A 26,449-nucleotide genomic window follows, 5' to 3' on the forward strand; every position below is an offset into this window, starting at 1 on the left:
AGTGGCAATCATTTTAGTGACTACACCAGGGGTGTGTCTCATGCTCCCGCTGCAGCTCAGCCGTAAATACCAGGACAAACCCATCGCAACTTCGGACTAATAGCGACCGCGGATGCCAATATACGTCGACAGAGTTCGACCAGTGGGTTCACTGCGCTGCGGCAGTTCTCGTTCACCACCCGCCCGTACCTGGCTGTCGATGACGCGACCGGTGAGCCGATCGGGCTCGACGACCTCGACGTTCGTGTCGGGTGGATGCTCGACCTGATCTCCGGTGCCGAAACCGAGCTGTGTCTCGGGGCCTGCGGTTTCCGTACGCACAGCAGGTTGCGCAGATCACCCGGCGCTGGCGCAGGATCGGCACCGAACGATGGAGTGTCGAGGTTGTCTACGCGATCTGTCTACTGCCGTGCGAGCAGGCACTACCGAAGCTGTTGTCGGCGTGGATCCGCGGTTATTGGACCATTGGGAACAAGATCCACTGGGTGTGGGAGGTGACGTTCGCCGAGGACCGTTCCACGATCCGCGCCGGCAGCGGACCGCAGGTGATGGCGACGTTGCGGAACACCGCGATCAGCTTGCACCGCCGGGCCCGGCGATCCAACATCGCCCGCGGCTGCCGGCGACCCGCCGCCAACCTTTGTTCACGTGGTCGACCTGATCCTGGGAACTTGAAAACGCAGCTCACAGCTCCGGAAATCAACAACTACGGCACCCTGAGTTCCGTCGTGTCGCCGGGTGACCATTTCAGTTGTCGACTCGGCCAACCGATAATCTCGTTCGACATCGAACTCCGCCAAGCGGTTGCTGTGTTGATTTTCGGCGAGTTCCACCGACGAAATGGATTGTGGATGTCAGCCGGTGCCTGACATTGACTCGTCACCGCGCCCGAGCGCCTGGTAGGCGGGTCGCAGCAGCTCGGGCAGCGGGCGTCCGCGAACGGCGACGGCGATTTCGGGAAGCTGGTCGAGGATGGCAGTGGCGGACGTCGACGGGGGCCTCGGCCCCCGTGGCGCGGTTTGCATGGAGTAGTAGGTGTCGAGGGAGTCTGCGAGCGGCCGGGTTGTCGGTTCCGTGCGGTCGGCGGCCGGAGGTCCGTCGGTGCGGGCGGCCTGCAGGTTGGCCAGCAGATCCTCGCGTTCGCGGCCGCGCCACGCGAGGATGGCGAACGGGTCGTCGTCGAAGGACTCGGCGAGCAGGTAGAACGTGGCGGCAAGATGCTTGCACGGGACCGCGCGATCGGGGCATGAGCAGTCGAGCGACAGGTCTCGGGCGGTGGCGGGAAACAACGACAGACCCAGCCCGGTGAACACGTCCTCGATGTCGCCGGGCATCTCGCCCGACAGCAGTTTGGCGGTGTACCAAGCGTTCTCGGCGAGGCGCCGTTCGACCTGCACCCATTCGGACTTGCCGAACGCGGCGATCCCGATCCGCACCCGGTACGGCCGGGCCCGGCTGCCCTGCACCAGGGCCGTGACCGAGCCCGGCACCACCTCAAGCGAGATCACCTGCCCCTTGCGTGCATAGGTTCGGCCGCGCTGGAGCCGGTTGCCCAGGCCGATGTCCTCCAATACCGCGATGAACCGCTCCGACCACCAGCTCTGAGCGATCGCGCCGCGGGTGCTGCGTGCCTTGAGCCCGCCTTCGACCGGCCGAGGGCGCGACGGCGGCGGATACCAGTTACTCACCGACGGCCCCCTCGGACAGTGCGAACATATCGCGCAGATCCCGGGTGGACAATTCGGTCAGCCATCCCTCGCCGTCGGTGACCACGAGCTCGGCCAGCGCCTTCTTATCCTCGATCATCTGGTCGATCTTCTCCTCGAGCGTGCCCGTGCAGATGAACTTGCGCACCTGCACCGTTCGGTTCTGTCCGATCCGGAAAGCGCGGTCGGTCGCCTGGTTCTCCACTGCCGGGTTCCACCAGCGGTCCAGGTGCACAACATGATTGGCGGCGGTGAGGTTCAGTCCGGTGCCGCCCGCCTTCAACGACAGCAGGAAGATCGGTGGCCCGTCGCCCGACTGGAACCGGGCCACCATCTCGTCGCGCCGCTTCTTCGGGGTGCCGCCGTGCAGGTAGGCCACGTCCTGGCCGAAGCGCGCGGCCAGGTGCGGCACCAACAGCTCCGCGAACTCGGTGAACTGGGTGAAGCACAGCACCCGGTCGCCCTCGGCCAGGATTTCCTCCAGGATTTCCTCCAGCCGGATAACCTTCCCGGACCTGCGGCCGACGGTCGAGCGGTCGTGCAGCAGCTGCGCCGGGTGGTTGCACACCTGCTTGAGCTTGGCCATCGCAGCTAGCACGTTGCCGCGGCGCTCGATCCCGTCGGTGTTCTCGATTTTCTCCATCATGTCGGCGACGACGGCCTGATACAGCGAGGCCTGCTCGGTGGTGAGCTGGCAGTACTGTTTGATCTCGATCTTCTCGGGCAGGTCGTCGATGATCGCCGGGTCGGTCTTGACCCTGCGCAGGATGTAGGGCCGGGTGATCGCGCGCAGCAGCTCGGCCGGTTCGGTCTGCCCGTGCCGTTCGACCGGGATCGCAAAGCGGGTGCGGAACAGCTCTGAGGAGCCGAGCAATCCGGGATTGAGAAAGTCCATGATGGACCAGAGCTCGGCGAGCCGGTTCTCCATCGGTGTCCCGGTCAACGCCACCCGGTGCCCGGCCTGCAGCCGGCGCACGGCCTTGGCCCCGCGGGACAGGCTGTTCTTCACGGCCTGCGCCTCGTCCAGCACGACGCGGTTCCATTCGTAGGCCGCGAGCTCGTCGATATCCCGGGTGGCGGTTGCATAGGTGCTGACGATCAGGTCGGTTTGATCGAGGAGATTGCGTAGCGCGTCGCCGTGCAGCCGTTCGCCGCCGTGGTGCGCGTACACCCGCAGGCCGGGCGCGAACTTCGCGGCCTCGCGCTGCCAGTTGCCGACCAGCGACATCGGACACAGCAGCAGGGTGGGTCCGATGCTTGGATCCTGGTGCCGCTGCAGGGTTTCCACGGCCAGCAACTGGACGGTCTTGCCGAGACCCATGTCGTCGGCCAGGCAGCTGCCCAGCCCCAGCGAGGACAGGAACGCCAGCCACGACAGCCCGCGCTGCTGGTAGGGGCGCAGCGTCGCGGTGAACCCTTGCGGCGGTTCGAGCGGCCGCAGCGACTGCGCTGCCGCGCCGCTGAGCAGGTCACCCAGCCAACCATCGGCCCGCACCGCAGTGACCTCGAGGGGGGTGTCGAGGTCGTCGGGGTGGCGGGCGGCCAACGCGATGATCTCGGCCGCGGTCTTGTGCCCGGCCGGTTCGCGCTCCAGGAACTCCAAACCCCGGCGCAGCTGCTCCGGGTCCACCGCCACCCACTGGCCGCGCAGCCGGATCAAAGGAGCCTTGGTCGCGGTGAGCACCGCGATCTCGTCCTCGGTCAGCGTGTCGCCGCCGACGGCCAGCTCCCAGCGGAACTCGACGAGCTGGTCGCGGCCGAACTTGCTGGTCTTGCTTACGACGCCCTCGACTGGGGTGTGCACGGAGAGCGCGAGCCCCAGCTTGCGGCGGCGGTCCCACCACGACGGCAGCAGAACACCGAACCCGGCCTCGTCGAGCAGCGCGGCCGTGGCGGCCAGGAACCGGTACGCACCTTCGGGGTCGAGCACAAGCTCGCACGGGCGCGCGATGCGCAGCCCGGCCGCGAGCTCCGGGAAGATCCGGCTGGCCCGGCCGAGCTCGGCGAGCAGCAACTCCTGCGGGCGGTCGAGCCACCGGCGCAGGCTGCCGTCATCGTTCCACGCCTGCTCGGCGGGGACCAGCAGGCTGGGATCCTCCGTAGACTGCAGCAGGAACTCCAGCCGCCACGACGAGTCGGCGGAGGCCTCCTGGTCGCCGGTCTCGTTCTCGGTCAGCCGGAATGTCGCCCTCGCCGGACCGACCGCGCCGATTCCAAAGTCGTCCCATTGCCGCAACGCCTCGGTGAGCGCATCGAATCCATTGGGGTCGACATCGAACCGGCCGTCCGGGCCGGTCAACGCGGTCAGCCACGCCTCGACTGCCGGTGGGTGTTTCGGACGGCGCCCGCGGCGCGGCGGCACTAGGTCGGTCCCGTCTGGCAGTGCCGCGCGCGTCGCCGCGTCCACCATCGCGTACAGCGCCGACATCGCCAGCACGTGTGGGTCGTGCGCGCGTTGTTCGGCGCGGCATACTGGCGGCATCGCGGCGGTCAGCGAGGTCATGGCAACGACGTCTGGACCCTGCAAGACCGGACGCCAGCACGCGATCGCGCCGTGTGCGTCGCGCCGTAGCGCCGGCAGCATCCGCCCACGCTCCACCAGTTCACGCGCGAACGCCGCGATGTGGGCGAGGAAGCCGACGGACGCGCCGTACCGGACCTCGGCCACCGGCTCGTCAAGAACGGCCGGCGCGGACGCGGCATCCAACTGCACCACTGGAACCGTCCACGGCAAGAGCGTGGCATCTGTCCGCGCGGCCGGTCGCGGGGTGATCCGGATCAGCTCGGGCGAGTCCAACGGCGCGGACCGCAACGACGGCAACAACAGCACGGCGGTGCCGGGCTTGCCGGCGTGGATGCCCGCGATGGCGTCGGCAGGCGCGGCGAACGGGTGCGGCCGTGCAGAACGCAATGCCTGACTCGGGCTCTTCACCAGGCGATCGGAATCCTCGGCCCAAAGGCACAAGCCCCTCGACGTGGACCAGAAGCCGTGCAAAACCAGCATTCGGGTTCCCCTCTGTCGTGGTGTGCGGTGCCATGTTAACCGGGGCGACACTGCCGCGTGACGCAGCGCGCCGGTTCAGCTACTCGAGATCCTCGAGTTCATCCTCGTAGCACCTGAACGGTCTCGATGCTCGGATCCGACGACCCGTTCTCGGCCCGCGTCTGGGCGGCGGCGGACGGGCGACCCGCAGTCGTGACCTGATCCTGCGTGGGGTTCAGCAAACGCCGTCGTTTGTGGACGAACTGTCCGTAACGCGCTCGGGTGCCGGTGACCATGTTTCCCCCAGGTGTCCATGTTTCCCCAGGAGATACGCAAGCGACGCGCGTGTCGCTTGCGGTGCTCCGATGCTACTGCTTGTAGCTGGTGAGGAAGTTACCGAACCGCTCGATGGCGACAGCGAGATCACGCGCCCATGGCAGCGTCACGATGCGGAGGTGGTCGTGGTCGGGCCAGTTGAAGCCGGTGCCTTGCACCATCAGGATCTTCTCCTGCAGCAGAAGGTCCTGGACCAGCTTCTCGTCGTCGTAGATCTCGTACACGTTCGGGTCGAGACGGGGGAAGGCGTACAGCGCGCCCTTCGGCTTCACACACGACACACCCGGAATCATGTTGAGGCGTTCCCAGGCCACATCACGCTGCTCGAGCAGTCGACCACCCGGCAGGATCAGGTCTTCGATGCTCTGGTGCCCACCGAGCGCCACCTGGATGGCGTGCTGACCGGGCACGTTCGGGCACAGACGCGTCGACGCCAGCAGGTCGAGTCCCTCGAGGAAACCCGCGGCGTGCTCCTTCGGGCCCGTGATGGCCACCCAACCGGACCGGTAGCCGGCGACGCGGTACGCCTTCGACAGCCCGTTGAACGTCAGGCACAGCAGGTCCGGGGCCAACGTCGCGAGTGAGATGTGCTTGGCGTCGTCGTACAGGATCTTGTCGTAGATCTCGTCCGCGAGAAGCAGCAGCTGATGCTTGCGCGCCAGGTCGACGAGCTGCTGCAGCACCTCCATCGAGTACACCGCACCCGTCGGGTTGTTCGGGTTGATGACCAGCAGCGCCTTGGTCTTGTCGGTGATCTTCGACTCGATGTCCGCGATGTCGGGGTTCCAGTCGTTGCCCTCGTCGCACAGGTAGTGCACCGGGGTGCCGCCGGCGAGGCTCGTCATCGCCGTCCACAGCGGGTAGTCCGGCGCCGGGATCAGCACCTCGTCGCCGTTGTCGAGGAGCGCCTGCATCGTCATCGTGATGAGCTCGGACACGCCATTGCCCAGGTAGATGTTGTCGACGTCGAGTTCGGGGAACCCGGCGACCAGCTCGTAGCGGGTGACGATCGCGCGCCGTGCCGACAGGATGCCCTTGGACTCGGAGTAACCCTGCGCGTACGGGAGCGCGGCGATCATGTCGCGCATGATCACATCCGGCGCGTCGAAACCGAACGGCGCGGGGTTGCCGATGTTGAGCTTGAGGATCCGGTGGCCTTCCGCCTCCAGCCGGGCGGCGTGGGCATGTACCGGTCCACGAATCTCGTAGAGCACGTTCTGAAGCTTGGTGGACTGCTCCAGCTTGCGGTGCGGCATGCGGTGATGGCCGTGGTCTGGGTTGCTCACGAGCGTCATTCTCCCACTCCTGGGCAACCGGATTTCTACTGGTGGGTATCGGCCCGTCGTCGCGTCGTCGAAACACCCCGCCCGCGCAGGTGGCCGCCGTACCCTCGAGAGGGGGCCAGATCCGTCTCGTGTCCACCGCGCCCGGAGGGAAGAACCCCACATGTCAGCACCTGTATCCCGTCGTCCCGGACCCGTCGACATCGCGCACCACAGCCATCTCGTCGGGGTGTTCGCGCCGCAACGGGAGGAGGTGGACGTCCGGGATCTCGAGGTGATCGGTGAGTTGCCCGCCGATCTGCACGGCACCTACCTGCGCAACGGACCGAATCCGCGCTTCGACCCGATCGGGACGTACGTCTATCCGCTCGACGGCGACGGCATGGTGCACCGAGTCGAATTGGCCGACGGTGCGGCCCGATACACCAACCGCTTCGTCCGAACCCCGATGGTGCAGGCGGAGGAGAAGGCCGGGCACGTCATCTGGCCCGGGGTCACCGACCTCTACACGCCGACGGAGGACGAAGTGGGGCCCGAACTCGCGGGCACGTCGCGCGAGCTGCCCGACATCAACATCGTCCGGCACGGCGGACGGCTGCTCGCGATGGCCGAGACCACGCTGCCGTTCCGCCTCGACCCCGCCGACCTGAGCACGCTGGGGCGGGAGAACTGTGACGGCGCCATGGGTGTGGGGAGCACCGCGCACCCCAAGATCGATCCGGTCACCGGACAGATGGTGCTGTTCAACTACCAGCTCGAGGCCCCGTACCTGACGTGGTCGGTGGTGAACCGCGACGGCTCGGTCGCGCGGACACCGACGCCGGTCGAAGGTGTGGACACACCGCTGATGATCCATGACATGGCGCTCACCGAGCACTACATCGTTCTGATGCTGTGCCCGCTGGTCTTCGACATCGCCGCCGTGCTGACCGGCGGGTCCGTGCTCGACTGGCGGCCCGAGGACGGCACGAGGATCGCGCTGGTGCCCCGCGACGGCGGGCCGGTCCGGTGGACGACGCACGCCGCCTACTGGGTGTGGCACTTCGCGAACGCCTTCGATCTGCCCGACGGGAGGGTGAGCGTCGACTACGTCGAGTGGACGTATCCCGGTGGGTTCGCGAAGGCCCCGTCGCCGTCGCTCGGCTCGTTGGTTCGCGCCGTCGTCGACCCCGGCAGTGGACGGGTGACGCGAGAGGTGGTGTGCGACCGCGACGTCGAGTTCCCGCGGGTCGACGACCGTGAGCTGACCCGAGGGCACCGCACGGTGGCGACCGTCGGGAAACTCGACCGCGGCCAGGGCCGGCAGGATTCGCTGTGGTTCTTCGACACGGTCCGCGGCACCGAGGCGCACTGGGATCCGGGGAGCGTGTCGGTGGGTGAGCCGATCTTCATGCCCGGCGCCGAGCACGAGTACTGGGGAATGATCGGCACCGACCGGGGCGACATGTCGTCCTGGTTCTTCGTGCTGCCCGTCGTCGACCCCGGGTCGGGGCCGATCGGGAAGGTGCGGCTGCCGATCCGGGTTCCGGCGGGCCTTCACGGCGCGTGGCTGCCTGCGGAGTAGCGGACGGCGGAATATCCTCGGCGGATGACCTCTGCGCCTTACGGTTCCTGGCCCTCTCCGATCGCGGCGGCGGATCTCGCCTCCAGCGGCCACCCGGTCGAGGGCGGCCGGTACGTGGGCGACGACGTGTGGTGGTCGGAACTGCGGCCCAGCGAAGGCGGCCGGGTCGCGGTGCGGCGCCTCGGTCTGGACGACGAACCGGAAGACGTCCTGCCCGCGCCGTGGAACGCCCGCACCCGCATTCACGAGTACGGCGGCGGCGCCTGGACCGTCACCGATGCCGGCCGCCTGGTGTTCGCCGAGTTCAGCGATCAGCGTCTGTACCTGCTGGAAGGCGGGACACCGGTGCCGCTGACACCGGAGCCGCCGCAGCCGTGCTCGCTGCGGTACGGCGACCTGTCGGTGGTCGACGGCGAGGTGTGGGCCGTCCGCGAGATGCACGACACGGACGGCGGCGTCTCCCGCGACATCTGCGTGATTCCGCTGGACGGGTCGGCGGCGAACGATCCGCATCGAGTGCGGTCCGTCGTCGCCGGCTCGGACTTCCTGGCCAATCCGCGGCTGTCCCCGGATCGCAGGCACCTCGCCTGGATCGCGTGGGATCACCCGCAGATGCCGTGGGACGGCACCGAGCTCAGGGTCGTGGCGGTTGAGGGCGGCCGGGTGACCGGGAAGGTGCGGACACTTCTCGGCGGTCCCGAGGAATCGGTGCTGCAACCGGAGTGGGTCGGGCCCACCGAGCTGTACACGATCAGCGACCGCAGCGGGTGGTGGAATCTCTACCGCGTCGGCATCGACGATCCCGACCCGGTCGCTATGTGCCCGATGGACGCCGACTTCGGCGGCGCGCTGTGGATGCTCGGCGGCCGCTGGCACACCCGCCGCGACGACGGCACGCTCCTGACCGTGAGGACGTTCGGAACCGACACGCTCGCCGTCCTCGATCCCGCGACCGGTTCGCTCGTGGACATCCCTCTGGACGGGCTCACCAGCGTCGGCCTCGGGGACCGCAACGGCAACCGGATCCTGCTGCTCACCGGCGGCGCCCAGACCCCGTCGGGCCTGCGTGAACTCGACCTCGACACCGGCGCAGTCCGCACGGTCCGGCTGTCCGTCACCGAACTTCCCGAGGCGGCATATCTCCCCGAGGCCCGGCAGCTGACGTTCCAGGGCGCCGAACGCGAAGTCCACGTGATCGCCTACCCGCCGCGTCACCCGCGGTACCGGGGCGAGGACGGGGAGTTGCCGCCGTATGTGGCGTTCGTGCACGGCGGACCGACGTCGCGGGTCGCGCCTTCGCTGAATCCCGTGTTCGCGTTCTTCACCAGTCGCGGCATCGGCGTCGTCGACGTGAACTACGGCGGGTCCACGGGATACGGGCGCGAGTATCGCAACCGCTTGCGGGGACAGTGGGGGGTCGTCGACGTCGAGGACGTGGTGACCGCGGTGACCGGCCTGGCCGAGGCGGGCATGGCGGACCCCGGCCGGCTGGCGATCGAGGGCGGATCCGCCGGCGGGTGGACCGTGCTCGCGGCGCTGACCACGTCGGACGTGTTCGCCTGCGGTGCGTCCTACTTCGGGGTGGCGGAACTCGACGGGTTCGTGAAGGAGACACACGATTTCGAGTCCCGATACATCGACGGCCTCATCGGCCCGCTGCCCGAGGCGGCCGACCTCTACGCCGAGCGTGCACCGCTGAACAACGTTGCCGGACTGAACTGCCCGGTTCTGCTCCTACAGGGGCTCGACGATCCGATCGTGCCGCCGTCGCAGGCGGAACGGTTCCGGGATGCGCTCGTGGAGAAGGGCATCCCGCACGCCTACCTCGAGTACGAGGGGGAGTCGCACGGATTCCGGAAGCTGGCCACCCTGATCAGCTCGCGGAACGCCGAACTGTCCTTCTACGGCCAGGTGCTGGGATTCGAGCCACCGGACATTCCGCGACTCGAACTCTGGCGGCCACCAACGGCTGACCGTCGAACCGGAACCCGAACGTTTTGATACACAAAACAAACCGGTCGTTGTGCTCTTCTCTGATTGCGGAGATGTAGAGACCACGCGGTATGAACGGAGCAAGGTACTCGCGTGGGCGGCGTGGCCACGGGTAGCGTCGGAAAGAGGAGTCGATAGCCGCAGCTGAGTGAAATGGGTGTTCCCTTCGCGCGCTTCAGTGTCGATCTATGGATTGCCGAGGGCCGAGGGTGTCATCGCTGGACGATCTCGATACGAATTCCGTCCATTCGGACACGGTGATGGCGAATGTGGCACCGGTGTCCGAGCCGTTCCCCCTCTCCGCCGCACAACGTGGAATGTGGTTCGCCCAGCACCTGCTGGGCGACGTTCCGATCGTCATCGCTCAGTACGTAGAGGTCGGAATCGCTGATCTCGACATCGACCTGCTCGCACGGATCGGACCCGCCGCACTCCGGGAACTCGGTACCGGACTGCTCCGAATCGTCGAGTGGGACGGTGAGCCGCTCCAGACGGTCGACGAGTCGCTCGGCTTCGAGATGACACATCTCGACTTCCGTTCCGACCCTGATCCGCGGGCGGCGGCTCAGGCGTGGATGCGCGCCGAGTACAGCAACCCGATCGATCTCCTCCACGATCGGCTGATCCGCTCGGCAATGTTGCGCATCGCCGACGACTGTTACCTCTGGTACTCCCGAATTCACCACATCGCCCTCGACGGTTTCGGTGCCATGACGTTCATGAACCGCGCCGCGGAGCTGTACACCGCGGCGGTCGAGGGGCGCCCGCCGGCCGAGTTCACCGCGAGTGGATTGCAGGAGGTCGTCGAAGAAGAGGCGCGCTACCGCACCTCGAGCCGATTCGAGTCCGACCGCAAGTACTGGGCCGAACGCAGCCATAACCTTCCACCAACGATCAGCCTCGCCGGGCGAGCGGCCGAGATCGGGGCGCAGTCACTGGTGAGCAGCGCGCCGCTGTCCGCCGCTACGACAGCCGCACTGCGGAGTCTGACCGACCGGGAACCCGGAGCGACGTTCGCGACAGCCGCCGTGGCTGCCGTCGCTGCATTCTTGTCCCGCCTGACCGGCCAGGACGACGTGGTGTTGAGCTTGCCGGTCTCGGCACGCACCACCGCCCGGCTGCGCCGCTCGGGCGGCATGATCTCCAACGTCCTTCCGATCCGACTCTCGGTCGGCGACGAAACGACCCCCGTCGACTTGATGAGACGGACGCAACGGGAGCTGACCGGAGCACTACGTCACCAGAGGTACCGGCACGAGGACATACGACGGGACACGGGCGTCCTGGGTGGACGTCGCGGCTTTTTCGGGCCGTCGATCAACATCATGATGTTCCACGACGAGATTCGGCTCGGTCCGTCGATCGGCCGGCTCCACGTACTGACCACCGGTCCGGTGGAGGACCTCGCAGTGAACATCTATCCCGGTGTCGCAGGCGACGTGGCACAGGTCGACTTCGAGGCCAACCCGAATCTATACACCGAGCAGGCGCTGCGCGGTCACCACGCTCGGTTCCTCGAATTCTTCGCCGCGTTCGCTGCGTCGGCCGCCACCGACCGCATCGCCGCTCTCGACGTGCTGCACGCCGACGAACGCGCGGATCTCGTGCCGTGTTGTGGTCCGCGGGCAGAGCCGGAACGGCTCCTCCCCGACTTGCTGGCCGACGGCATTGCCGCCTCGCCGGACGCAATCGCGATTCGCGCGTCGGGAAGGGAGGTCGTATACCGCGAGCTCGACCATCGATCCAATCAACTGGCGCGACTACTGATCGAATCGGGGGCCGGACCGGAAACCTTCGTCGCGCTGAGTCTCCCCAGATCGGCAGAGTCACTCGTCGCGTTCTGGGCGGTCGCCAAGACCGGGGCCGCCTTCGTGCCTGTCGATCCGAAGCTGCCACCCGAGCGAGTCGCCCACATGCTGTCCGATTCGGGGGCACTGGTGGGGCTCACGATGCACGAACTGCGTGCAACACTTCCCGACGGCATTCACTGGCTCGTCCTCGACGACGACGAGGTGCGCGCACGCTGTGACCGAGAGCGGAGCGCCGCGATCGGCGACATGGATCGCCTCGCCCCGCTGTCGGTCCACCACCCCGCGTACATGATCTACACGTCGGGATCGACCGGGCTTCCGAAAGGGGTCGTCGTCACCCACACCGGTCTGTCGAACTTCGCGGCCGGCGCCCGCCCGGAACTCGGCATTCACGACGAATCGCGGATGCTGCGGTTCTCGTCGGCCAGCTTCGACGCCTCGGTATTCGAGATGATCCAGGCCTTCAGCGCCGGCGCCACGATGGTCGTCGCCCCGCCCGAGGTGCACGGTGGAACCGACCTCGTCGACCTGCTGAGCGAACAGCACGTGACCCACATCATCACCGCTCCCACGGTGATGAACACAGTCGACCCGCGTGGGCTCGAACATCTCGAGGCGGTGGTGGTCGGCGGGGACGTATGCACCCCCGACCTCGTGGAGCGGTTCGGCCAGGTGTGTCGCTTCACCAATAGTTACGGGCCGACCGAGACGACCATCATCATCACCGCAGGTGAGCCGCTGACGCCGGGCGAACCGATTACCATCGGCCGCCCGATCCAGGGTGCGAGCGTCGTGGTGCTCGACCGCAGGCTCCGCGCGGTGCCCGTCGGGGTGGTGGGTGAGCTCTACCTCGCCGGCCCCGGAGTCGCACGCGGCTATCACCACCGGCACGGGCTGACGGCGAACCGATTCGTGGCCAACCCCTTCGGTGAGCCGGGGTCTCGCCTCTACCGCACCGGTGACGAGGTGCGCTGGGTGCGGTCGTCGCAGGGAGCCGAGGCGAAGTACTACACGCTCGAGTTCATCGGCCGGTCCGACACCCAGGTCAAGATCCGTGGCTTCCGTATCGAACTCGGCGAGATCGACTCGGCACTGCTCGCCCAGGACGGCGTCGACTTCGCGGCGACGGTGGTTCACCGGACGGCGAGTGGCACGACGGCGCTGGTCTCGTACGTGCGCCTCGGCACCGGTCGGGAATTCGATCCGGGCGCGATTGTCGAGGGCGTCGCCGAAATCGTACCGTCCCACATGGTCCCGTCGGCGGTATTGCGGCTCGACCACGTGCCGGTGACGGCGGCCGGAAAACTCGACCGAAGTGCCCTGCCTCAACCACACTTCGGATCAGCTGAACACGAGTTCCGCGCCGCGTCGACACCGGCGGAGGAGCAGCTCTCGGGTCTCGTCGCCGAGGCACTCGGCCTCGACCGGGTGAGTGTGGACGACAGCCTCTTCGCGCTCGGCGGGGACAGCATCGTCGCGATGCAGATCGCCGCCCGAGCCAGGGAGTTCGGCCTCAGCTTCAGTTCGCGGGCCGTGTTCGAGCACAAGACGATCGCCGGAATCGCCGCCGTGGCGGTGCCGGTGGAGGCAGAATCAGCGGTCGTCCTCGAGGAGCTCGAGGGCGCCGGCGTCGGGCGTATCCCGCTGACACCGATCATGTACTCGATGCTCGAGCGGGGCCCCTTCGACGACTTCTTCCAGGCGCTGCTGCTGACCTTGCCGTCTGATGTCGATCCGGATCGGTTGAGTGCGACGCTCGCGGCGGTGCTCGATCACCATGATGCCCTGCGTTCGAAGTTCGTCCCCGACGGCGACGGTACCTGGGCGTTCGAAACGACGGCCGCCGGCAGCGTGTCGGCCGGCGATCGGATTTCGAGGATCGTCACGGCGGCGGTACCCGGCAGCCGTGCGTTCACCGACGTGGTGATCGCCGAGTGTGCGGCGGCTGCGGCTCGCCTGGACCCGGAAAACGGGATCATGCTTCAGCTGGTGTGGTGTGTCTCCGAATCTGCAGGTGCACCAGGCCGACTGCTGGTTCTCGCGCATCACCTGGTGGTGGACGGTGTGTCGTGGCGCGTGCTGTTGCCGGACCTCGCGACGGCGTGGCTGCAGCTGGGCGCGGGACAGACGCCGACGCTGGATCCGGTGGGCACGTCGTTCCGCCGCTGGGCGTATGGACTGCAGGATGCGGCAGATCGAGGAGCGCACAGAAACGAATTGCCCTACTGGCGTGAGGTTCTCAGCGGCCCCGACCCACGTATCGGCACACGTCCGATCTCGTCCGCGATCGACACGATGCGCACGACCGAGCGGGTACATATCGACGTGAGTGCCGCCGTGACGGATGCGGTGCTCGCTCGACTTCCTGATGTATTCGGCTGCGGCGTCAACGACGGACTCCTGTCGGCGCTGGCGATGGCGGTTGTGCAGCGGCGACACTCGCACGGGATCGACGAACGTTCGGTGCTACTGACGTTGGAAGGCCACGGGCGTGAGGAGGAGGCCGTGGCCGGTGCGGATCTTGCACGTACCGTCGGTTGGTTCACCAGCGCCTTCCCTGTCCGGCTCGAACTGCCGGCCGTCGAACTCGGTGGGGCCTTCGACGGTGGACATGCTGCCGGTGTCGTGATCAAGGCCGTCAAGGAACAGCTCGTCGCGGTGCCTGCCCGTGGCGTCGGATTCGGATTGCTCCGGCATCTCGACGAGAGCGCGAGGTCGATTCTCGGGGGTCTCCCGGAGCCGCAGATCAGTTTCAACTACCTGGGCCGCGTGGGCGTGCAACACCTCGGCGAGTTGCAGGACCTCGGCTGGATGCCGGACTCCGAGACGCCGGATCTGATCACAGCGAGCGGATCCGGCATGGCCGTGGCTGCGGTGATCGACATCAACGCGATGGTGGTCGACAGCCCCGACGGGCCCCGGTTGACGGCATCGTTCGCGTACCCGACCGGGGTGATCCGAGACTCCGACGTCGCGGCCCTCGCGGATCTGTGGCGAAGCGCTCTCGACGGTCTTGCCGCGCACACTGTTCAGCCCGTCGCGGGTGGTCTGACACCATCCGATTGCCAGCTGGTCACGGTGAGCCAGAGTCGAATCGAGCGTTGGGAACACTCGTACCCGGGGCTGCGAGAGATCTGGTCGCTGTCCCCGTTGCAGTCCGGGCTGCTGTTCCACTCGACGCTGGCCGCCGATTCGCTGGACATCTACACCGCGCAACTGCGCATCGACCTCGAAGGTGCGGTCGACTCCGCGCGGTTGCGCCGTGCCGCCGCCGGCGTGCTCGCACACCACGCCAATCTGCGTGCCGCATTCGAGTACGACGACGCCGGTATCCCGGCGCAGTTGGTTGTCGACCGGGTGGACCTGCCGTGGCGTGAGGTGGATCTGACCGGGTTCGGGTCGGCGGCCGGCGAGGAACTCGAGCGTCTCCTCGATCACGACCGCATCGCCCGATTCGACCTCGCCCGTCCTCCGCTGGTGCGCCTACTGTTGATCCGCACCGCACCCGAGAGTCACGTGCTGGCACTGACCAACCATCACATCATCCTCGACGGATGGTCGATGCCACTGCTGGTGCGCGAGCTGCTGGTTCGCTATGCCGCGGACGACGCTCCCGCCCTCCCGGAGCCGCGGCCGTACAGCACGTACCTGGAATGGGTGGCGACACGCGACCGGGACGCTTCCCTCCGCGCCTGGGAACGTGCGCTGGAGGGGCTCGACGAGCCGACCCTGCTGGCGCCGCAGGCGTCCTCGGAACAGCACGGCGTGCCGGGCGAAGTCGACATCGCACTGCCCGCGGCCCTGATCGGTGCGCTCGACACGGCGGTGGCGCGCCATGGAGTCACCGTGAACACCGTCGTCCAGACGGCGTGGGGAATACTGCTGTCCCGGCTGCTCTCCCGTCGCGACGTTGTGTTCGGTGCCACCGTGTCGGGTCGGCCGCCGCAGCTGTCCGGTGTCGAGAGCATGCTGGGACTTTTCATCAACACCGTGCCCGTGCGGGTGCGCATCGACCCGGACGAGACGTGCGCGCAGCTGCTCACCCGCCTCCAGGGTGAGCAAGTTTCCCTGCTCGATCACCATTACCTCGGACTCGGTGACATCCAGGCACGCATAGGTCTGGGCAACCTGTTCGACACGTTGTCGGTGTTCGAGTCGTACCCCATCGACAAGTCCGGATTCGACGAGCACACCGACATCGCGGGAATGCGAGTGACCGCTCTCGATGCGCGTGACGCCACGCACTATCCGATCACCCTGCTGTCGATCCTCGAACCTCAACTGCGGCTGAGCCTGCGTTACCAGCACGGAATTTTCGATCGCGATACCGTCACGACACTCGCGGCGCGCCTGATCGGGATTCTCGAGACCATCGCGCGGGACGCGGACACCCCGGTCGGCGACGTCGACCTTTTCGTTCCCAAGGAACGGGAACTGGTGGTCGACACCTGGAATGCAACGGAACACCAGGTGCCGCGCCTCACCCTCGCCGAGCTGTTCGACGCGCAGGTGGCTCACACGCCGAACGCCCCAGCCGTCGTGTTCGAGGGGACGGTGCTGACGTACGCAGAGTTCGATGCCCGCGCGAATCAGCTGGCGCGGTTCCTGATCAGCGCGGGTGTGGGACCCGAATCGCTCGTGGGTGTAGCGGTGCGACGCTCGGTGGATATGCTGGTGGGAATCTATGCCGTGATCAAGGCCGGCGGCGCGTACATCCCGATAGACCCGGACCAGCCGGCCGAGCGGATCGCGTACGTCGTGGCAACCGCCGGTCCAGTCGTCGTTCTCACCACGACCGCGGATCGCGCCGCGCTGCCCCGCGAGGTTCCGGCCGTCGACCTCGACACCCTCGATGTATCGGCGCTGTCCGATGACCCCATCCGGGACCGGGACCGGTTGGGGCCGTTGCATACCCGAAACCCTGCGTATGTCATCTTCACCTCCGGCTCCACAGGCAGACCCAAGGGTGTGGCAGTACCGCACGAGGGCATCGTCAACCGGCTGCTGTGGATGCAGCATCGGTACCCGCTGAGCGACGACGACGTGGTTCTCCAGAAGACCCCCGTGACGTTCGACGTGTCGGTGTGGGAATTGTTCTGGCCGTTGCAGACCGGCGCCCGGCTGGTGATCGCCGAACCGGACGGGCACCGTGACCCCGCCTATCTCGAGCGGGTGATCCGCGAAGAATCGGTGACCACCGTGCATTTCGTCCCGTCGATGTTCGCCGTGTTCCTTGCCGGGGCGCATGTCGACGGGTGCAGTTCGTTGCGCCGGGTGTTCACCAGTGGTGAGGCGCTTCCACCCATGACGGCGGCGGATCTGCACCGGGTGAGCGGGGCGGAGCTGCACAACCTGTACGGTCCCACCGAGGCAGCGGTCGACGTGACCTACTACGAGACCGGGCCGGACGAGATCACCGTGCCGATCGGAGCGCCGGTCTGGAACACCCATACGTATGTGCTCGACGGACGCCTGCGTCCCGTCCCCGTCGGGGTAGCGGGGGAGTTGTATCTCGGCGGCGTCCAGCTCGCCCGCGGATATCAGGCCCGGTCCGATCTGACGGCGGACAGGTTCGTCGCGAACCCTTTCGCGGCGGCAGGAAATGCGCGAGAAGGCAGTCGGCTGTACCGCACCGGTGACCTGGTTCGGTGGCTGCCGACCGGACAGCTCGAATACCTGGGCCGCACGGACTTCCAGGTCAAGCTTCGCGGCCAGCGCATCGAACTCGGTGAGATCGAGGCGACGCTGCTCCGGCACGACGATGTTGCACAGGCCGTGGCACTGGTCCGCAACGACGGGTCCACCGGCGACTACCTCGCCGGATACGTGGTGCCTGCGCCCGGGAGGCCCCCGGCCGAGCGGGCCGTCCTCGATTTCGCGGCCGCCACGCTTCCCCGATACATGGTGCCGTCGGCGCTGGTCGTGCTCGCGGAACTGCCCTTGACCGCGAACGGCAAACTCGACCGCAAGGCACTGCCGGTCCCCGAGTTCGCGAGTTCGGCGCAGTTCGTCCCGCCCGGTACCCCGACCGAGTCCGTCCTCGCGGAGATTCTCGCGGACGTACTCGGCACCCCGCGGATCGGTATGTCGGACAATTTCTTCGATCTCGGGGGCAACTCCCTCATCGCGACCCGTGTGGTAGCCCGGATCAACGCTGAGCTCGGCACCGGGTTGAACGTGCGGTCGCTGTTCGAGGCGCCCACCGTAGGGGTTCTAGCTAAAGTCGTCGACCGGACGCACGCCGGTGCGGGACCGCGCCCCGCGCTCGTGTCCGGCCCGAGGCCGGACAGGGTTCCCCTGTCCCTGGCTCAGACCCGGGTGTGGTTCTTCAATCGGTTCGACCCCGCGTCGAGTGCCTACAACGTGGCGGCGGCACTGCGGCTGTCCGGCTCGCTCGACGTCGATGCACTCCGCCGGGCGGCCGCGGACATCCTCGATCGGCACGAATCGCTGCGGACGATGTATCCCGAATCCCCTGACGGCCCGTATCAGCTGGTGCTGCCGGTCGATCACGCCGCGACCGGTGATCTGATCGACGTTGTGACCGACGTCGTCCCGGCCGCTGCTCTGGATACACGGATCCGGGCGGCAGTGGCACGCGGATTCGACGTGACCACGCAAATCCCGATCGCTCTGACATTGGTGCGGTGCGAGGCTCCTGACGAACACGTGTTGGTGATGGTGGTGCACCACATCAGCATCGACGGCTGGTCGATCCAGGTACTCGCCCGCGATCTGGTGCACGCCTACTCCACGCGCACAGCCGGCGACGCGCCGTCGTGGACCCCGCTGCCGGTGCAGTATGCGGATTACACCCTGTGGCAACGAGACGTTCTCGGCTCGGAGGACGATCCCACGTCGCTGATGTCGCAGGAGCTCGAGTACTGGGCGGATGCGCTCGCGGGTCTGCCGGACGTGCTGGCTCTGCCGCTCGACCGGCCACGTCCGGCGGTGCGGTCGGGTGTGGGTGCGAGTGTCGATTTCGCGGTGCCGACGGCGACAGTGGAGCGTCTCGCGGCGCTGGCCCGTGAACAGGGTGCGACGCCGTTCATGGTTGTGCATGCGGCGTTGGCGGTGCTGTTGGCGAAGTTGAGTGGATCGACCGATATCGCGATCGGGTCACCGGTGGCGGGCCGTGGTGATGCGGCGTTGGACGATCTGGTGGGCATGTTCGTCAATACATTGGTATTGCGGGCCGATTGTGAGCCGAGTCGGTCGTTTGCGGAGCTGGTGGGGCGGGTCCGCGATTCGGACCTCGAGGCGTTCGGCAGGGCGGATGTGCCGTTCGAGCGGTTGGTGGAGAAGCTGAATCCGGTCCGGTCGCAGTCCTTCTCGCCGTTGTTTCAGGTGATGTTGGCGTTCCAGAATTTTGCGCCCTCGAGGATAGAGCTTCCGGGTATGACGGTGTCACCGGTGGCGGTCGAGTGGGAGGCCGCGCAATTCGACCTCTCGATGACTCTGAGTGAGGCGGCCGGGGGCGGGTATGCGGGGAGGCTGTCGTACACCACTGACATCTTCGATGCTCCGACGGTGCGCGGCATCGCAGAGGGGTTCGTGCGGGTGCTCGACGCGGTCGTCGAGAATCCGTCCGTCCCGGTGGGCGACATCGACTTGCTGGGTCCCGCCGAGCGGCAACGGGTGCTTGCGATTGCGGCCCCAGTGCCACTGCCTGTGCCGGCACGGACGTTGCCGGAGATTCTGGCGGCCGGCGTCGCGTCGAACCCCTTGGGTGTTGCGTTGACCTGCGGTGGCGTGGAGGTGTCGTATTCGGACCTCGACATCCGATCGAACTGGCTGGCCCGAGTGTTGATCTCGCGGGGTGTCGGTCCTGAGACATTTGTCGCGCTGTCCTTCGCTCGATCCATCGAATCAGTGGTCGCGGTGTGGGCGGTCGCGAAGGCGGGTGGCGGGTTCGTGCCGGTCGATCCGAGACTGCCGGTCGAGCGGATCGAGTACATGTTGGTCGATTCAGGAGCCGTGATCGGTCTTACCAGCGCCGAGACCACATCGCTGCCGGGGAAGGTTGCCTGGCTGGTACCCACCGCGGGTGAAGTGCAGGATCTGTGCGACGAGGTTTCGGCGGCACAGATCACCGACGGCGAGCGCGGTGCGCCGGTGGCGTTGTCCAATGCGGCCTACATGATCTACACGTCGGGTTCGACCGGGGTCCCGAAGGGTGTCGTTGTAACCCATGCCGGGCTGGCGTCGTTCTGTGCGGACGCCCGCCTCGAACTGAACTTGACCGGCAACTCGCGGGTGCTGAGGTTCTCGTCGTCGAGCTTCGATGCGTCGGTGTTCGAGATGATCGCGGGGTTCAGTGCCGGCGCCACCTTGGTTGTCGCTCCACCCGAGATCATCGGTGGCGGCGAGCTCGCGGAGTTGCTGCACGTCGAGCGGGTCACCCACATCATCACAGCGCCGGCGGCCCTGGGGATCGTCGACCCGGACGGGCTCGACGAACTCCAGGCCGTGGTCGTCGGCGGAGACGTCTGCCCTCCGGAGTTGGTCGCGAAGTTCGCACCCGCCTGTCGTTTCTTCAACAGTTACGGTCCCACAGAGACCACCATCATCATCTCCATGACCGAGCCGCTCGTGCCGGAGGAACGAATCACGATCGGCACCCCGATCGAGGGCGCCGGAGCGGTTGTCCTCGATGCAAGGCTGCATCCCTCTCCGGTCGGCGTGATCGGCGAGCTGTATCTGTCGGGCAGTGGGCTCGCCCGCGGCTACCATGCCCGCGGTGCACTCACGGCAGCTCGATTCGTGGCCAATCCCTTCAGGGGTTCCGGCGAACTGATGTACCGCACGGGCGATCTGGTGCGGTGGACGAAAGACGGACGACTGAACTTCGTCGGGCGAATCGACTCTCAGGTGCAATTGCGGGGTCTGCGGATCGAACTCGGTGAGATCGAGGCAGCGCTCAGCAGGTGCGAAGGAGTCGCGCAGACCGTCGTGGTCTTGCACCACGATCCCCACACCGGTGAACAACTGGTGGGATACGTAGTGGCCGATACCAAGGTTGCCCTGGACCCCGAGGCGCTGCGCATCACGGTGGGCGAGACGCTGCCGAACTACATGGTGCCGTCGCAGGTGATGATGCTCGACGCGTTGCCGTTGAATCCCAGTGGGAAGCTCGACCGACGGGCGTTGCCCGCGCCGTCGTTCGTCGCTCGGGAATTTCGGGCGCCGACTACTCCGGTCGAGGAGGTCGTGGCGGGTATTTTCGCGGAGGTACTGGGGCTCGAGCGGGTCGGTCTGGACGACGATTTCTTTGCGTTGGGCGGTAATTCGTTGGTTGCGACGCAGGTGGTGTCCCGGTTGGGTGCGGCGTTGGACACCCGTGTGCCGGTTCGGGTGATCTTCGAGGCGTCGACGGTGGCGGCGCTGGCGGTGCGGGCCGAGCAGCATGCTGGTGAGGGTGGACGCCCGGCGTTGACGCGCCGCGAGCGGCCGGCGCGGATTCCGTTGTCGTTGGCGCAGCAGCGGATGTGGTTCTTCAACCAGTTCGACCCGGAGTCGGCGGCCTTCAACATTCCTCTGGCAATTCGGCTTTCCGGTGATCTGGACATCGAATTGCTGCAGACCGCATTGGTCGACGTGATCGACCGGCACGAAGCCTTGCGCACCATGTTCCCGGACTCGGACCACGGGCCGTCTCAGGTAATCGTCCCCACATCGGCGCTCCCGCTGAGTGTGACGCCGGAGCGGGTCGCTCCGGAGGGGGTTCATGTCCTCGTATTCGACTTCGTCGGGTGCGGGTTCGACGTGTCCCGGGAAGTCCCGTTGCGCGTGAAGCTGTTCCAGCTCGACGACCACGAGTTCGTGCTGGCGATGGTAGTGCACCACATTTCCAGTGACGGCGGCTCAGCAGCGCCGATGTCGCGCGACATCGTGGTGGCGTACGCCGCGCGGCGTGAGGGACATGAGCCAGGCTGGTCGCCGCTCGAGGTGCAGTATGCGGACTACACCCTGTGGCAGCGGGAGATCCTGGGCGCGCAGGATGATCCGACGTCACTGATCTCGGAACAACTGCGGTACTGGACCGAGGTTCTGGCAGATCTGCCGGAGATGGTGGAGCTGCCGACGGATCATCCGCGTCCGGCAGTACAATCACCGCGCGGCGCCAAGGTCGGCTTCACCCTGAGTTCGAATCTGGCCGAGCGTATCGATCACCTTGCACGAGAATTCAACTCGACCTTCTTCATGGTCGTCCACGCGTCGCTGGCGGTGCTGATGGCCCGCCTGAGCGGAACTGAGGACATCCCCATCGGCACACAGATAGCCGGCCGCGGCGACCCGGCACTCGACGACCTCATCGGCATGTTCGGAAACACACTGGTGCTGCGAAGCCGCGTCGACCCCGCAACGCCGTTCGCCGATATTCTGGCCGACGTCCGGGAAGTCGACCTCGCCGCCTTTGGCAACCCCGACGTTCCGCTGGAACGCCTGGTGGAAGTCCTCAATCCCACGCGCTCCACAGCCCATTCAGCCCTGTTCCAGGTACTGCTGGTGGTTCACAATTTCGTCCGGTCCAGGGTAACTCTGCCGGGCCTGGAGATCGCCCCGCTGGAAACGGACATCGTCGGTGCGAAACTCGATCTCGAATTCCACTTCACCGACACCTCGGATTCCGAGGGGCATCGGACCGGAATCGAGGGATCAATCGTCTATGCGCTCGACCTGTTCCAGGAATCGACGGTCGCCCGATTCGCGACCCAACTCGTCACCATCCTCGGGGCGGTCACACGCGATGTGACCATACCGGTCGGCGAGTTCGAGTTGCGAAGCGTCGACGAGCGTGCGGCGATGGAGCGATGGAATGCCACAGCCGTGGTTGTCGAGGGCGGGACCCTGGTGCAGCTCTTCGACGAGCAGGTACACCGGACGCCGGATGCGGTGGCGGTGGTGTTCGAGGAACAGTCGTTGACATACGCCGAGTTCGATTCTCGCGCGAATCGGCTGGCCCGATACCTGATCTCACGAGAGGTAGGACCGGAGTCGCTGGTGGGGCTGGGCATGAGTCGCTCCCTCGCGATGGTGGTGAGCATTTACGCTGTGCTCAAAGCCGGTGCCGGGTACCTGCCACTGGATCCGGAGCATCCCGCAGACCGCACCGAGTACGTGATTGCGACCGCGAAACCCGTCGTGGTGCTGACCACGTCCACGGACCGTGGTGACCTGCCGTCGTCGGTGGACGCCGACGAGGTCGACATCCTGGACCTGTCGGTCTTCGACTCTGAGACGGTGACCGACAGGTCCAGGCTGGCGCCACTGCGGCCCGAGAATCTCGCCTACACGATCTTCACGTCCGGATCCACAGGGCGACCGAAAGGCGTCGCGGTCAGCCACCGCTCGGCAGTGAACCAGATTGCGTGGATGCGTGACCGCTACGCGCTCGGCGATCGCGACACGGTGTTGCACAAGACGCCCATCACGTTCGACGCGTCGGTGTGGGAGCTGTTCTATCCACTACAGGTCGGTGCTCGATTGGTGGTTGCCGCGCCTGGAGGACATCGTGATCCCGAGTACCTGATGCGGATGTCGGTCCGGTGGCACGTCACGATCTTGGAATTCGTGCCGTCGATGCTCGCATTGTTCCTCGCGGAATCGTCGCTCGCACTGCCGCGGTCGCTGCGGTATGTCTCGGTCGGCGGAGAAGCGCTGTCCTCGGACTTGGCCGCTCGGTTCGCCGCGCGGACCGAGGCAGTGCTGGACAATACCTACGGTCCGACGGAAGCCACGGTGACCTCGACCGTGCATCGCTGCCTGCGGGGCGTGGCGGGTCCGATACCGATCGGGAGACCGATAAGGAATACCCGCACGTTCGTGCTGGACCGCCGGTTACACCGCGTGCCCGTCGGCGTGCCGGGGGAGTTGTATCTCGCCGGAATCCAGCTCGCCCGCGGCTATCATGCCCGCGGGGCGCTAACGGCAGAACGTTTCGTCGCCAATCCCTTCGCCGACTCCGGTGAGCGGCTGTACCGCACGGGTGATCTGGTGCGGTGGAATTCGAACGGCGACCTCGAATATTTGGGTCGTACCGATTTCCAGGTGAAGCTACGTGGTCTGCGGATCGAGTTGGGGGAGATCGAGACCGCGCTGACGGCGGACGAGTCGGTGGACCAGGCCGTGGTGGTCGTGCGCGACGGTGAATTCGGTCAGCAGTTGGTCGGGTATGTGCTGCCGACCAGTGGGCGGACCGTCGACGTCGAGGCGACACGCGAGGTGGTGAGTACTTCGCTGCCGCGGTACATGGTTCCGGACGTGCTGGTAGTGCTCGACGTGTTGCCGTTGAATCCCAGTGGGAAGCTCGACCGACGGGCGTTGCCCGCGCCGTCGTTCGTCGTTCGGGAATTTCGGGCGCCGACTACGCCGGTCGAGGAGGTCGTGGCGGGTATTTTCGCGGAGGTGCTGGGGCTCGAGCGGGTCGGTCTGGACGACGATTTCTTTGCGTTGGGCGGTAATTCGTTGGTTGCGACGCAGGTGGTGTCCCGGTTGGGTGCGGCGTTGGACACCCGTGTGCCGGTTCGGGTGATCTTCGAGGCGTCGACGGTGGCGGCGCTGGCGGTGCGGGCCGAAGAGCATGCCGGTGAGGGTGGACGCCCGGCGTTGACGCGCCGCGAGCGGCCCGACCGAGTTCCGTTGTCGTTGGCGCAGCAGCGGATGTGGTTCCTCAACCAGTTCGACCCGGAGTCGGCGGCATACAACATTCCGCTCGTGGTCCGCCTGTCCGGTGAACTGGATGTGGCAGCGATACAGGCTGCGGTGCTCGACGTGTTCGCTCGGCACGAGGCGTTGCGGACGGTGTTCCCGGACTCGGACCAGGGGCCGACACAGCGCATCGTGCATGCGTCGGGAGTGTCGATGGACCTGACGCCGATTCCGGTCGCGGACGAGGAAGAGCTGCGGATGCGGGTGGCTGCATTGCTCACGGCGGGCTTCGAGGTCACGGAATCGGTGCCGGTGCGCGGGGCGCTGTACCGGGTGTCGAAGTCCGAGCACGTCTTGGCGGTGGTGGTGCACCATATCTGCGCGGACGGTTTCTCAACCGGACCGATGGGCCGAGACGTGTTGGTGGCATATGCCTCCCGGCACGCAGGGCATGAGCCGTCCTGGACGCCGTTGCCGGTGCAGTATGCGGATTACGCGTTGTGGCAGCGGGAGGTGCTGGGTTCGGAAGACGACCCGGGATCGTTGATGTCGCAACAGATCGCGTACTGGATAGGTGCGTTGTCGGGGCTGCCGGATGCGCTGGCGTTACCTACCGACAGGCCACGCCCGCCGGTGCGGTCGGGCCTCGGCTCCAGCGTGGATTTCACCGTGCCGGCGGCAACGGTGGCGCGTCTCGCGGCGCTGGCCCGTGAACAGGGTGCGACGCCGTTCATGGTTGTGCATACGGCGTTGGCGGTGCTGTTGGCGAGGCTGAGTGGGGCGACCGATATCGCGATCGGGTCACCGGTGGCGGGCCGTGGTGATGCGGCGTTGGACGATCTGGTGGGCATGTTCGTCAATACGTTGGTGTTGCGGGCTCAGTACGAGCCGGGCGAATCGTTCGCGGAACTACTGGGGCGGATGCGCGATTCGGATCTGGAGGCGTTCGGGCGGGCGGATGTTCCGTTCGAGTGGTTGGTGGACAAGCTGAATCCGGTTCGGTCTCAGTCGTTCTCTCCGTTGTTCCAGGTGATGTTGGCGTTCCAGAACTACACGCAGTCGGCCGTGGAGTTGCCGGGATTGACGGTGTCACCGGTGGAGGTCGATCGGCAAGCAGTGCAGTTCGACCTGTCGATGACTGTGGGTGAGTCGGCGGATGGCGGGGCTGGATTCGTGGGAACGCTGTCCTACGCGACGGATGTATTCGACGCCGCGACGGTGCGCGAGATCGCGGGGCGGTTCGTGCGAATTCTCGAAGCGATGGTGGATGATCCGATGATGCCGGTGGGCGACATCTCGATCGTCGACGATAACGAGCGGCGTCGGATGCTGCGCGAGTGGAACATCACGGGACACGACGTCCCGGATGGACTGCTGCTCGACGGATTCGATGCGCAGGTGGCCCGAACACCGGACTCAGTGGCAGTCGTGTACGACAACGAGTCGCTGTCGTATGCCGAGTTCTCTGCTCGGGTGAACCGATTGGCTCGTAGATTGATCGACGAGGGTGTGGGACCGGAGTCGTTGGTGGCACTGGGGATGCGCCGGTCGCTGGAGTTGGTGACAGGGGTTTACGCGGTGCTCCGAACGGGTGCTGCATTCGTGCCGTTGGACCCTGATCAACCGCCGGAACGCAACGACTACATCCTGGAAACGGCAGCACCCGTGTGTGTCCTGTCCACCTCCCGAGACGGATTCGGCGCGTCCCGGATTCCAGTACTGAGCCTTGACGCGTTGGATTTGTCGGCGTATTCGTCCGAACCGGTGGGGGAGTCCGAAGTCGTGACATCCGCACGGCCGGAGAATCTGGCGTACGTAATCTTTACGTCGGGATCGACCGGAAAACCAAAAGGCGTTTCGGTCAGCCACCGCGCGATTGCAAACCAATTGTCCTGGTTGGCCGCTGAATACGAGTTCGATGACTCCGATGTCGTGCTGCAGAAGACTCCGGTGACATTCGACGTATCGATGTGGGAATTACTGGTTCCGCTGGCCGTCGGTGCCCGGATGATCCTCGCGCGTCCGGAGGGGCATCGGGATCCGGACTATCTGCTGTCACTGATGGAAGAGTCCGGTATCACCGTGGCTGCGTTCGTGCCGTCGATGTTGGCGGCGTTGTTGAT

General features: G+C 66.5%; 6 protein-coding genes. 3 read left to right on the plus strand and 3 right to left on the minus strand.

What is annotated here, in order from left to right; genetic code table 11:
* Positions 1–854: 854 nt before the first annotated feature.
* The 3 genes from ACFWAY_RS45955 to ACFWAY_RS45965 all read right to left on the minus strand — a co-directional run bounded on the left by ACFWAY_RS45955 (position 855) and on the right by ACFWAY_RS45965 (position 6,320).
* Positions 855–1,688, minus strand: coding sequence for an SWIM zinc finger family protein (locus ACFWAY_RS45955; RefSeq protein ID WP_378515277.1), 834 nt, complete (start codon positions 1,686–1,688; stop codon positions 855–857).
* The gene (locus ACFWAY_RS45960; protein ID WP_378515279.1) at positions 1,681–4,710 is read right to left on the minus strand and encodes a DEAD/DEAH box helicase; all 3,030 of its coding nucleotides are present in this window, start codon (positions 4,708–4,710) and stop codon (positions 1,681–1,683) included. Before ACFWAY_RS45960 ends, ACFWAY_RS45955 begins: the two co-directional genes overlap by 8 nt.
* 347 nt (positions 4,711–5,057) lie before the next feature.
* Positions 5,058–6,320 (minus strand): pyridoxal phosphate-dependent aminotransferase, encoded by a 1,263-nt coding sequence (locus ACFWAY_RS45965; protein WP_378456205.1) that lies wholly within the window; start codon positions 6,318–6,320, stop codon positions 5,058–5,060.
* A gap of 151 nt (positions 6,321–6,471) precedes the next feature.
* Here ACFWAY_RS45965 and ACFWAY_RS45970 point away from each other — a divergent pair, with 151 nt between their 5' ends.
* The 3 genes from ACFWAY_RS45970 to ACFWAY_RS45980 all read left to right on the plus strand — a co-directional run.
* On the plus strand, positions 6,472–7,872 hold the full coding sequence (locus tag ACFWAY_RS45970) for a carotenoid oxygenase family protein (protein WP_378515280.1): 1,401 nt from the start codon (positions 6,472–6,474) through the stop codon (positions 7,870–7,872).
* Positions 7,873–7,896: 24 nt separating this feature from the next.
* Positions 7,897–9,873, plus strand: coding sequence for a prolyl oligopeptidase family serine peptidase (locus tag ACFWAY_RS45975; RefSeq protein ID WP_378515282.1), 1,977 nt, complete (start codon positions 7,897–7,899; stop codon positions 9,871–9,873).
* Positions 9,874–10,052: 179 nt separating this feature from the next.
* The coding region (locus tag ACFWAY_RS45980) for a non-ribosomal peptide synthase/polyketide synthase (protein ID WP_378515283.1) at positions 10,053–26,449 on the plus strand (16,397 nt) is incomplete at its 3' end.

Origin of the sequence: Rhodococcus sp. NPDC059968, assembly GCF_042738615.1 — a bacterium.
Classification (GTDB): Bacteria; Actinomycetota; Actinomycetes; order Mycobacteriales; family Mycobacteriaceae; genus Rhodococcus_F.